We start from the raw sequence: 12,028 nt of genomic DNA, 5'->3' as shown, positions 1-12,028 counted from the left end.
TGTATAATTTATTAGTTTTCATATTTCAATTATACCAAAAAAATGTACGATTCCTCGTACATTTTTGCGTTTTTTACTACTTTTTTTCTCTATAGGTCGTTACAGCCCCCTTTTCTATTAAATACAGATATGATATTATTTTGAAAAAGGAAAGGAGAGTACGATGCTAAAAGATGATGCATATAATGCGTTAATAAATATGATTTGGTCAGGTCAGATCCAGGCCAATAAAATATATTCAGTTACTAAGATTGCCAAAGATTTAAATATTTCTCGTACGCCACTTCGAGATGCACTTCAAAGATTAAGTGACGAACATCACGTTGACATTTTACCGAGTCGCGGTTTTTGTCTTCATAAACTTACTGAAGAAGAAATGAAACAAAGATATCATTTATCTATCTGTTTAGAAAGTTACTGTGTAGCTTGCTTGATTGAAAAATATAAAATTGATTCGAATAATCCTTTTATAAAAAAATTAGAAGAATGTATTAAAAATATGGATGAAGGTTTAAAAAGAGAAAGTTCTTTTAAGGAAAAATATAATTTTGATAACAATTTCCATAAAACGTTAATTGATTCTTTGGATGATCATTTTCCAGATTATTTATCACTCAAAGAGCATGGGTTTATTAATATACCTGAACTTCATTTATATGCTAAACATCTGGATATGAGCAAAATGCTAGAATATAATAAATTAACTTTAAAAGCAGTTAAAGAAGGAAATTATGAATTAGGCTATAAAAATTTACTTAATAATGCGAGTTATGTTTTTGATATTTATATGACTGAAATGAGTAAGGAGAAAAGTAATGAAATTTAAAGAAGGTTTTTTATGGGGAGGAGCAGTTGCTGCCAATCAATATGAAGGCGGTTATTTAGAAGGAGGAAAAGGTCTTTCGTGTTCGGATATGCTTTTAGGTGGAAGTGCTACAAAACCTAGGACATTTTGTCCGATAAAAATAGAAGGTGCTTTTTATCCTTCACATGAGGCTGTAGATGGATATCATAGAGTATTAGATGATATTAAACTTTTTGCAGAAATGGGATGGAATGTTTTTAGATTATCGATTAATTGGGCCAGAATTTATCCGAATGGAGATGATGAAGAACCAAATGAAGAAGGCTTAAAGTTTTATGATGCAATTTTTGATGAATGTAAAAAATATCATATTGAGCCACTGGTCACATTATCACATTATGAAATACCATGGAATTTAGTAAAAAATTACCAAGGATTCTATTCTAGAAAAATGATAGACTTTTATTTGAAATATGTAGAAACATGTTTTAGAAGATATAAAGATAAAGTAAAATATTGGCTTACTTTTAATGAGATCAATGCTGGGATTATGGGAGATGCACTTGCTTCTTTAATGGGATTAGGATATATGACAAAAGAAGATCTTTCAAGGATTGAACCGTGTGAGTTTGAACAATTACATGATAATCCCCAAGAAAGATTTCAGGCCTTACATCATGAATTTGTTGCGAGTGCACTTGCTGTCCAATTGGGACATAAAATTAATCCTGAATTTATTATTGGAGATATGTGCAGTCATATTGTATGGTATCCACATACATGTAATCCTAAAGATATTCTAGCCTGGCAAGAAAAAGATAGTCTATTTAATGATTTTTGTGCAGATATTCAAATTAATGGAGAATATCCACCTTATGCATGGGCTTATTTAAGAAAACATAATATTGATACCTCTTATATTTTAGATGGGGATTTAGAAATATTAAAAAATGGAACTGTGGATATACATACTTTTTCATTTTACATTTCGAACTGTGTTTCTACTGATCCTCATGTTGAAAAAATTGGTGGCAATTTAGTAGGTGGTGCAAAAAATCCATATTTAAAAGCTTCTGAATGGGGATGGCAAATTGATCCAGATGGTTTACTTTATAATTTAAACAAATTATCAAGTCGTTATCCTCATACACCATTAATGATCGTAGAAAATGGTTTAGGTGCTGTAGATCGAGTTGAAGAAGATGGGAGTATTCATGATTATTATCGTATAGATTATTTTAAACAACATATCCAAGCTATGAAAAAAGCTGTGGATAATGGTGTTAACTTAATAGGATACACTTCATGGGGAGCAATTGATATTGTATCGGCAGGAACAGGACAACTCAAAAAAAGATATGGATTTATATATGTAGATAGACATGATAATGGAACTGGAGATTTTTCGAGAAGTAAGAAGGATTCGTTCTATTGGTATAAAAAAGTATGTGAATCGAATGGCGAAAATATCGATTAATATTTTTTTTAAGGGAAAGGTGAAAGAAAAAGAATATTAATGAAATTAAAGAAAAGTAGAGATATGATAGGTCCTTATTGTAAATTATGTCCAATTTGTAATAGGAAAAGCTTGTTCAAATCACAATTATGGTGGTAGAATCCTTGATTGATGTCTTTCAACTGCTTCTGTTTTACAAGAAATTGCTGATTAGTTCAAAGAGCAAGTTAAGATCTTTACTAATGGTGCAATTTGTAGAGTTGTTGATATTTTTAAAGAACTTACTTTAGGGGCTGATGTGGTTATTGTTGCTAAACCTTTTGTGAGTATGATTTGAGATAGTAATGAAGAAGGAATTGAAGATGTTGTTTTACAATTATCATTGAATTTAAAAATACAATGATAATGACAGTTTATTCATCATTAAAACAAATTGATAGCGTATAATATCTTGTGTAAAAATGATTTTTCTTAAAATATAGAAAAAATATCCATATCCTATATTTGATTAATATAAAAACAACAATAAGAAGAAATAACGATAGCATATCAAATATTAAAGTCGATTATTTGAATAAAAGATAAATTTTGTAAGTATATTCTTTATAATGATTTAATAAGTGATGAAATTAAAAAGAATAGATTAAAAAATAGATACACAACAAAAAATGCTGATGCATTGGAAAATCAGGATAATGAGAACTTATGATTTGACCAAAGTGCAAGAAGTTAGATATGGCTTATAATGTTAGATGAAATTTTTTCGTTGATTTAACGTTCAAAAATCATTATAACATATAAAAACATTGAAAGGTGTAATAGAAAAATCATAAAAAATAATTAAAAAAAAGGATATTATTTAAAATTTTGTTATGATATAAAAAAGATAAGATTTTGGTTTTTATTGGTGTTGAATAAATTTAAATCTCAAAAAAGCGCTGATATAATCGGCGCTTTTTTAATGGATATTCAAATTTTATGTTTGTTTAGGCGCTAATCTACGTATTTTAAGTAAAAAAGCCTGTTTTTAATTGGTTATCTTTAAGATTGAATTCAATTAGTGAGCTATCGGATGTGTAGAAGAATATGAAACATTGTCTGATATTATTGACTATTATGACACTTGGTAAAATAATTGCCCATTACACAACTTAAATATTATCTTCAATAATTACTGAGGCAGTTTGTATTTGACAAAATTCAAATAAGCCATCTTTTTTAAGAAATAAGATTAATTTTAGCATTAGTAGGATGAATATCAGTGCGTATTTGTACATTAAGAGCAGTTAAAGTATTATCTTTGATTTTTATAATATTATCATCTTTACTAATTTAAAGATTTCTTGATAACAAAGTTGAATATTTTTAGTTTACATTAAATGTTTATATTCAAGAAATAATTTGTTATCTAATTCTATTTATCTGCTTTTTTAAAAATATATTTAATTAGTATTACTAATATCAAATAAAAATGAATTTATATCACCGCGATATTTTGAAATAGAATACTCAATCGTTTTATCATCTTTATCTTTTCCATATGAATGAAAATAAAACACTGGGCTATTTTTATTAATATTTAATAAATCAGCTGTAGTTTCATCACTACTAATAACTTCTAATAGACGGGTAACTTTATGAATTGGACGACCTAATTTTTTAAAGGAATCGTATAAAGAAGTATTAGAAAAATCAATTTTTGAAAAACTACTAAAGGGTTGATAAGGAATATATGTAGTAACTAAAACATTAGGCTTATTATCAATGTAGCGAAGTCGAACTAATTTGTATACTAAATTATTTTCCGTTAAATCTAAAACTTTTTTTACTTCGTCATTTGCAATTTCTTGTTTAAATAACAAGACTTTAGTTTGGGTAGATAGACCTTTTTGATGCATTTGAGAATCAAAACTTGCAATAAATCTAGTAAAGTCTTGTTCAATTTTTTGATTACAAACAATAGTTCCACGTTTTTTTCTTTTTTCTAAATAACCTAGATCAACTAATAATTGAATTGCATGGCGAATAGTAGGGCGACTGACCTGATATTGTTTTGCTAAATCTAATTCAGTTGGAATTGTTTCGTTTTGTTTGTATTCACCAGATTTGATTTTTTTTAAAAGATCATCCTTTATTTGTAAATATAATGTACTCATAAAATGCCTCCTTACTTCTAGAAGAATAACATATTAGTGATTAAAATGCAATTTATATTACATAATAGAATATATGTAATATATAAGGTTCTTCAATGATGTTGACATATATATTACATAATGATATATTTAAGACGGTTAAAGGAGGAATTAATATGAAAGAATTAACAGCAAAAGATGTTGCTGCTTATTTTGATCACACTTGCTTAAAAGCAGATGCAATAAACGATGATTTAATTAAGTTATGTACAGAAGCTAAAACAATGGGTGCTGCTATGGTGGCAATTAATACTGAATGGGTTCCATTTTGTAAAGAACAATTAAAAGGTACTTCAGTTCATGTAGGAGCAGCAATTGGTTTTCCACTTGGTCAATGTGGTTTAGAAACAAAATTATTTGAAACAAATTACGCCATTGACTTAGGAGCAGATGAAATTGATTATGTCATTAACATTTCTAAGGCTAAAATGCAAGATTGGGATTTCATTAAAGATGAAATGGAAAAAATTGTAGATATTTGTAGAAAGAAAAATGTAATAAGTAAAGTTGTTTTTGAAAATTGTTATTTAACGAATGATGAAATTAAACAATTATCTTTAATTGCGAAAGAAGTAAAACCAGACTTTATTAAAACAAGTACTGGATTTGGTACTGGTGGAGCAACACTAGAAGATGTTCAATTAATGATCGATACAGTTGCCGGAGAAGTAGCAGTCAAAGCGGCTGGTGGAATTCGTGATTGGCAAACTGCAAAAGCAATGATTGATTTAGGAGTTAAACGTATTGGAACGAGTTCTTCATTAAAAATTTTGGAAGAATTTAAAGAGGCACAAAAATGAAACCATTATTATTAAAACCAATTTTAGATAAAACTATTTGGGGAGGTAATCGACTAGCTACAATAAGAAATCATCCTGAAAATATTGGAACATGGTGGGAAGTGTCTGCTCATTCTTACGGCAGTAATGAAATAACTAATCTTGATGAAAAAACAACTTTACTAGAAGTTATTGAAAAAGATCCAGATGGTATTTTAGGTCCTGGCTATACCTTGCATGAAATGTTGCGTTTGGCGTATTTAGATAGTCAAGAAGCACTAAGTATTCAAGTTCATCCTGATGACAATTATGCAAAAAAACACGCTTATGATTTTGGAAAGTTTGAAACTTGGTATATACTTGATGCTAGTGACGATGCAACATTGGTTGCTGGAGTAAAAATTGATGATGCTAAAGAAATCGAAGCTGCTCTCCATAATCAAGATTTAGAAAAATATTTACAAAAATGGCCAGTTCATAAAGGTGATTACTTTATCATTCCTGATGGTTTAATTCATGCAATGGGGAAAAATATTTTAGCTTTAGAAATTGGAACCAATTCAAATACAACATATCGTTTCTATGATTATGGGCGTAAAGACAAAAATGGGAATACGCGTCCTTTACATTTAAAAGAATCATTTGATGTTGCTGATTTTTCTTTACAGCCAACATATCTTAAAGCTTGCAAAAAGAACCGTCAATTAACTGATAATCAATACTTTACGGTTGATGAATTATGGATAGATAAAGATATTTTTATTACAACAGATCAATGTTATTGTATTATTACAAATATAGACAAAGAAACTTGTATAATTGAATGGAATGATGAAGTTATTGAAATTGATGGCTATGGAAGTTTATTTGTGCCTTATAATGCCCAAGAAATTAGGATAGTAAGTAATGCTCATATATTATATAGTCGACCAAAAAAGGAGAAAAATAGATGAAAACAATTTTAGTAACAGGTGCTAATGGATTTTTAGCAAGCTATATTTATCGTGAAAACAAAGACAAATTTAATTGGATTAGAATCGTTAGAGAAGACTGTGATTTTGCTGATCCTCAAAATGTTCGCGAATTTATTGAAAAACAAGATTTTGATATTTGTTTCCATAGTGCAGCTAATGCAACAACAGCAGTTTGTGAAGAACAACCTGAATTAGCTCATAAAATAAATGTTGAGTCAACAAAAGAAATTGTTGATATTTGTAAGAGAAAAAATGCACGTTTAATTTTCTGTTCAACTGAACAAGTTTTCAACGGTAAAAGTAATCTTGGTCCATTTGATGAAAATGAACCCGTTGAATCTGTAACTGTATATGGTCAAAATAAAATTGAATGTGAACAATATATTCAGTCTCAAGGTATTGATGCTGTTATTTTACGATACTCTTGGATGATGGGACTTTCTTTTGAAGGAATTAAAGCTAGTCCAAATATTGTAAAAAATGTTATGAATGCATTAGTTAAAAATGAACCAACATTATTTACATGTAATGAAAAAAGAGGTATGACATATGCAAAATATCTTGCAAAACAATTCGAAGCCATTAGTAACTTACCTGCAGGTATTTATCATGTAAGTAATAAAAATGAAATGACCACTTATGAAAGTGCTTGTTATATTGCTAAGGAATTAAATTGTAATCAAGAAGCTATCAATCGTTTAATTCTTCCTAATCATGATCGTTATAGTGATCGTTTCCGTGATTTCCGTTTAGATTCTAGTAAACTTGCAAGCCATGGAATAACATTTAATACATTTGAACAAAATATTGATGAATTGTTGAAAGATTTTGGTTGGAAATAATAGAAATTTTAATAAAATACACCATATTGTAATCATCAATAATGATTATCAAAGAGCAATACATTCTTATGTTGATTTACTATGATTTGAAATAATCCTTGAAAATTATTGACAAGAGCGTAAAGACTAAAAAATAGATTTAAAATGTGGGGAAAAAGAAATAGAATTATTTATTATAAAAAATGCTCTATAATGCAAAAGCTTTCCGGAGGCTAGAGGATTTAGATGTTTAACATTTTATGTTGATGATGTTGAAGCAACTTTAAAAAACTAAATCAAAAAGAAATAGCTGCAGAATCCATTCGTTATGACAACTTTATTTACAAAAGAATGACATTGTTCTTTGATTTTGATGGTTTATCTTTAGAAATTTATGAATAGACAGCTAGCTGTCTATTTTTTTAATAGGAATTTTGATTTACCATTAAGTATATTATGAAGAAATGTAACTTTATGGATATCTTTAAAATAAGGTTCTTAAAAAGTGCTAGAAAAATTACAGTTTCTTGAACATGATCTTATTATATTCTAGAGATTGGTAGCTGTATTGTCTTTGTTTTAATCCTTTGTATAATTCTATTTCTAGAAATTCTTCAAGTACCCCCTCATATGCATTTTCTTCAAAGCCGCACGATTCACATTTAATTCTTGCCATTTTGGCATATGTTTTTAAACTTTTATTTGAGTAAAATCCCAAGTATCTTACTATCTTAAAATTTTTTATTAAAAATAGTATTTAAATCATAAGTGTTAAAGTATATTAATATACAATTTTTACCTTTTAAACGATGTAATAATAGCAGTTGATAAGGTGTAAGATAATTCTGTTCTTCTATGATTTTAGAACCATTATTGATATTTGATAATCTTTTATTACTGTATCAAAATGAAAAATGGAGAATATTAAAGAATATTATGAAGTTGAAGATTATAAGAACAATGAAAAAATATCTTATAGATATATTTATGAAATAATAAAAGAATATGTGGAGGTAGAGTTATGTCAAGATCATTAGAAGAAACACTGGTTGCTTTTGCCGAAAAATATCAAGGTGATTTTAAAGAAATTTTTAAGGCTGTCGCTTATAAAGAAAGATTAACAGATAATGAAATCGATAAGCTGAATGATAATGTTGATGAAAAATATGTAACTGTCATGTCTGAAGATTATCCTGAAGTTCTGAAAGGAATAGACTGTCCACCAATTGTCATGTTTTATGAAGGCAATATGGATCTGGTAAGCGAAGAAGTCTATGAAATTGCAAGTCCTTTGGATAAATCTAAGAGAGTTTTCTTTAAATTGGATATTACCAATGATGGGATGGATTATTTTATTGGGTGTGAAAACAGTCATGATCTTGTAAAGCTCGTAGACTTTTTCATTGACCAGTCATATCACGCATTAATAAAAAGAGAGTGGTTAAACAGATTTAAGATAACAAATTATGAACATGCATATAGATTAGTATTTGAATACATAGAAGGATTTTATAACACGATAAGAGTACATTCACATTGTGATTATAAATCACCAAATGAATATGAGCAAGACTATCTAATCAGTAATAATTAATTAAATTTCTCATATTTATATGGTCCAAAATCTTGACATAGTACCACGTTGATTTAAGTCAAAACATGAAATTGAAAGATCTATATAAAGTATTACCTAAGACAGGAAGGCTTCAATATAATTCAATAAATATGAAAGAATATCAGCCGATCATTAAATCAATTATTGATGATCTTATCAACAGTGATGAAAAATTAAGTCAACAATTTCATCAGTATATGAAAAAACTAGATATGCTTCAGGAAGTCATGGAAGAACAGGGTGGAGACATAAGCAGTATCAAAGAAGCAGAGCTTAATAAATTTTACGAACGAGTAGGGAATTATATTTTACAGAATTATAAAAAAAGCGAATATACTTATAATCAGACTGATGGTAAAAAAGTCAGTTCATCTTCAAAGAAAAGAAACTATCGTACCAGAAAATATTTGTCTGAAATAAGAATCAAATCATATATTTTAGAAGTAGCTAGTGAACAGCAAAGAGAAATAGATAAAGCTATTGAGGAATATAATAAAAGAATGGAAAATCAATTATTAGTATAATTCTTCTAAAAATATTACGTTGAATAATTCTTAATAAATGTGTATAATAATGATGTAAGGAGTGATTGTTATGCCAGTTATTAAACCTATTTCAGATTTAAGAAATTATAATCAAGTGCTAGAAAAAGTATCTGTTGGTTCACCTGTTTATTTGACAAAAAATGGTCATGGGTGTTATACGATTATGGATATCAATGAACAGGAGGAAATGTATGAAAAAGCAATGAAGTATGATAAGCTTGTTGCTGAGATGGAACTTATGAGCATGTTAAATGAAAGTGTTGTTTCTGCTAATGAAGAAGGATGGATTGCTGAAGATGAAATGCTAAAACATTTTGAAAAGAGATTCAACAATGATTAAAATATTTTATTCACCAAAATCAAGAAAAGATTTGGATAGAATTTATGATTATATTTATGATGATTTGAATAATCCGATTGCAGCAGAAAAAACAGCAAAAAGAATTCTCAATAAAATTGGTGAACTTAAGGAATATCCCCAGCTTGGAACGGTATGGTATTTAGAAAATAATATTGATAGTGGGTTTCGATTTTTAAGATGTGATAATTACATTATATTTTATCAAATTACTAAAGAAACTATTTTGATTGTACGAATACTACATCGCCTGCAGGATTATGTTAAACAGTTATTTTAAGAAAAGATATCAATTTTACATGGTAAATTTACCGTGTAAAATTGATATTGTTATTGACAATCAATATAGGAAGGTGATGAAGGGTGATTTTTAAATCATCGGCAATGTTAAAAAATAAATATTCAACTATTTCTAAGTTAGCTAAAGAATCTGAAGAACCAATATTTATCATAGAGAATGGTATATGTGATGGCGTTTTTATGAGCATTGAAACATTTGAAAAAAGAGAACAGTTATTAGATTTAAGTGTCAGTATATTGGAAGCAGAAATCAGTAGATTAAATGGGAAGCCAACAATGAGTGCTTCGGAAGCCAGGAAGATGCTTATAAAAAGAAAATGTTGATAAGATGTGGAGTCAAAATTTGTTCTTATATCTGGAAAAATATAATTTTTATAGGTGTTTTATAAAATTTTGTTGATATAGATATTTTTCAAAAAAAAGATTATATCATATAGGATTTAAAATGTATGTTATCAACAAAAAATATGTTTGTATTATAAAATGTGCAGATAGCATCTTGGATAGGTTACACTAAATTGGACAGTTTCTAAGAGAACTGTTATAATTTAGTGTAACCTATCCACCAACACATTTATCAGAGTTCAATCAAGAAATAATCAAAGAACAATTAGAAGATATTGCTACAGCAATTTTCCAAAAGGGAACAACAGCAAATTGGTTTGAACCTATTGAAACAAAAGAACAAATATTAGAATTATTATATCTACTTTATTAATATTAAAATATTAAGCAATCAGAATTAGTAATTATCAAATAACCTAGATATGTTGTAAATAAAGAAAATCTAAAAAAATTATTGTAAATTAAATAACACAAGAAAAAAACTCATCTTATTAAAGAAAAAAAGCAAAGATATATTCAGATAGCGAATTTATTAAACTTCTAGAAAAAGAAGAATTGTAGTGTGAAGGTTGTTGTTGATGAGAGTGTTTAGCTGTTTTTAAAAGAGAACAGAATAAAATTTTCAAAAAAGTTATAAATCATTTAAAAATAAATTCAGTAATGTATGAAATGCTAACTAATGATAGAATATTCGACATTTTGTTATAAAAGGTATTGTTTTTGGATATATGATCAATAACGAAATGATTATTATTTCAGATTGTAGTTCTGTAAAATTAAAAGTAAGATAGAATCAGTTTACAAACTGGTTCTTTTTACAAGAAATTTATTAATATAAATGAGTTACTTTTTTATTTATTGATTATATAAAGCATATTTACATTTAATAAAAATATCCCCTTTCTTTATAAAAGGGGATATTTTTATTAAATCGTATGTTTTTCTAAATTAAAAATAATTTATTTTTGATTATAAAAAGAATCATTTTTAAGATAGTGTTCAATTACTTCTAAAACACCTTCATCATTAAAAGAAGGAGCGATCCATTGAAACTGTTCTTTCATAAAATCTTTAGCATTTTCCATAACATATCCATACTTAACTTTTTTTAACATTTCGATATCATTTTCAGCATCACCAAAAGCCATGATTTCATCGGCTGAAATATCTAACTTATCCATAAGAATTTCAATAGCATGTCCTTTACTAACATTTTGAGGAATAATATCAATGCAGTAATGTCCGCTATCAACAATTCTTGCTTTTTGTCTAACGATTTCTGTAAGGTCATGAATACGTTCACTGACATTTTTTTGAGGAAGATATAAAGCAAATTTAACAATTGGTTCTTTTATATCTTTAAAATCTTTAATTTTTTTAACATTTGGAAAATATGGAAGAAACATTTGATAATACTGTTCAGGTAATGTTTCTAAGGTATAAGACTGTTCTTTGGTACATACCCAGCATAGCACATCAGGCATTGTTTTAAGTGCATCAATAATAAGCTGGCTATCTTGAGTTGAAAGATGAGCAGAAAAAAGTTCTTCACCTTGATCTATAATATAACCACCATTTTCGGCAATATAAGTAAGTTCATCTTTAATCTCTGGGAAACAATTTTGAAGTTTAAGATATGGGTTTCCACTTGCCACAACAAAACGAATTTTGCGTTCTTTTAAAATTTGATAAATTTGATTAAAACGCTCTTGATTATAAGATGAATTTTCATCTAAAAATGTTCCATCCATATCAACAGCAATCATTTTTATAGTCATGAATCGATTCTCCTTTATTTCATATATAGGCATTATAACATAAAAAAACTAAGAAAT

At 27.7% G+C, this 12,028-nt stretch carries 12 protein-coding genes and 1 pseudogene; 11 read left to right on the top strand and 2 right to left on the bottom strand.

Annotated elements, in window-relative coordinates; translation table 11 throughout:
* The first annotated feature begins 163 nt into the window (after window positions 1-163).
* From B5F09_RS11405 to B5F09_RS15445, 3 genes and pseudogenes are all read left to right on the top strand, one after another.
* A complete protein-coding gene (locus tag B5F09_RS11405) occupies window positions 164-826 on the top strand; it encodes a GntR family transcriptional regulator (RefSeq protein WP_087303223.1) in 663 nt (220 codons plus the stop codon).
* Window positions 816-2,282, top strand: coding sequence for a glycoside hydrolase family 1 protein (locus B5F09_RS11400; protein ID WP_087303224.1), 1,467 nt, complete (start codon window positions 816-818; stop codon window positions 2,280-2,282). Before B5F09_RS11405 ends, B5F09_RS11400 begins: the two co-directional genes overlap by 11 nt.
* 208 nt (window positions 2,283-2,490) lie before the next feature.
* A pseudogene (locus tag B5F09_RS15445) lies at window positions 2,491-2,598 on the top strand (alpha-hydroxy-acid oxidizing protein); the annotation flags it as partial.
* A gap of 1,105 nt (window positions 2,599-3,703) precedes the next feature.
* Here B5F09_RS15445 and B5F09_RS11395 read toward each other — a convergent pair.
* Window positions 3,704-4,417: a GntR family transcriptional regulator gene (locus B5F09_RS11395; RefSeq protein WP_087303226.1), complete on the bottom strand. Its 714-nt coding sequence runs from the start codon at window positions 4,415-4,417 to the stop codon at window positions 3,704-3,706.
* Between the two features lie 155 nt (window positions 4,418-4,572).
* On the opposite strand from B5F09_RS11395, the gene deoC reads away from it, so the two are divergent.
* The 8 genes from deoC (at window position 4,573) to B5F09_RS11345 (ending at window position 10,172) form a co-directional block, all read left to right on the top strand.
* Complete coding sequence (deoC, locus tag B5F09_RS11390) at window positions 4,573-5,256, top strand: deoxyribose-phosphate aldolase (protein ID WP_087303228.1); 684 nt, start codon at window positions 4,573-4,575, stop codon at window positions 5,254-5,256.
* The gene (locus B5F09_RS11385) at window positions 5,253-6,188 is read left to right on the top strand and encodes a class I mannose-6-phosphate isomerase (protein WP_087303230.1); all 936 of its coding nucleotides are present in this window, start codon (window positions 5,253-5,255) and stop codon (window positions 6,186-6,188) included. Before deoC ends, B5F09_RS11385 begins: the two co-directional genes overlap by 4 nt.
* Window positions 6,185-7,051: a sugar nucleotide-binding protein gene (locus tag B5F09_RS11380; RefSeq protein ID WP_087303232.1), complete on the top strand. Its 867-nt coding sequence runs from the start codon at window positions 6,185-6,187 to the stop codon at window positions 7,049-7,051. Before B5F09_RS11385 ends, B5F09_RS11380 begins: the two co-directional genes overlap by 4 nt.
* A 1,000-nt stretch (window positions 7,052-8,051) precedes the next feature.
* Window positions 8,052-8,624 (top strand): IS3 family transposase, encoded by a 573-nt coding sequence (locus B5F09_RS15385; protein ID WP_204215303.1) that lies wholly within the window; start codon window positions 8,052-8,054, stop codon window positions 8,622-8,624.
* Between the two features lie 65 nt (window positions 8,625-8,689).
* The gene (mobL, locus tag B5F09_RS11360) at window positions 8,690-9,169 is read left to right on the top strand and encodes a relaxase MobL (RefSeq protein ID WP_143357506.1); all 480 of its coding nucleotides are present in this window, start codon (window positions 8,690-8,692) and stop codon (window positions 9,167-9,169) included.
* Between the two features lie 70 nt (window positions 9,170-9,239).
* Window positions 9,240-9,530, top strand: a complete 291-nt coding sequence (locus tag B5F09_RS11355; RefSeq protein ID WP_087374265.1) for a type II toxin-antitoxin system Phd/YefM family antitoxin — start codon at window positions 9,240-9,242, stop codon at window positions 9,528-9,530.
* Window positions 9,523-9,828: a type II toxin-antitoxin system RelE/ParE family toxin gene (locus tag B5F09_RS11350; RefSeq protein WP_087374264.1), complete on the top strand. Its 306-nt coding sequence runs from the start codon at window positions 9,523-9,525 to the stop codon at window positions 9,826-9,828. The genes B5F09_RS11355 and B5F09_RS11350 overlap by 8 nt, the downstream gene beginning before the upstream one ends.
* Before the next feature lie 83 nt (window positions 9,829-9,911).
* Complete coding sequence (locus tag B5F09_RS11345) at window positions 9,912-10,172, top strand: prevent-host-death protein (RefSeq protein WP_087303505.1); 261 nt, start codon at window positions 9,912-9,914, stop codon at window positions 10,170-10,172.
* 980 nt (window positions 10,173-11,152) lie between these two features.
* On the opposite strand, the gene B5F09_RS11340 is transcribed toward B5F09_RS11345, so the two are convergent.
* Window positions 11,153-11,971, bottom strand: a complete 819-nt coding sequence (locus B5F09_RS11340; protein ID WP_158095843.1) for a Cof-type HAD-IIB family hydrolase — start codon at window positions 11,969-11,971, stop codon at window positions 11,153-11,155.
* Between the last annotated feature and the right edge of the window lie 57 nt (window positions 11,972-12,028).

The sequence above is a fragment of the Erysipelatoclostridium sp. An173 genome (assembly GCF_002160495.1).
GTDB classification, from domain to species: domain Bacteria; phylum Bacillota_I; class Bacilli_A; order Erysipelotrichales; family Coprobacillaceae; genus Thomasclavelia; species Thomasclavelia merdavium.
The sequence above is the reverse complement of the archived record's forward strand: the minus strand, read 5'-3'. Positions and strand labels throughout refer to the sequence as shown.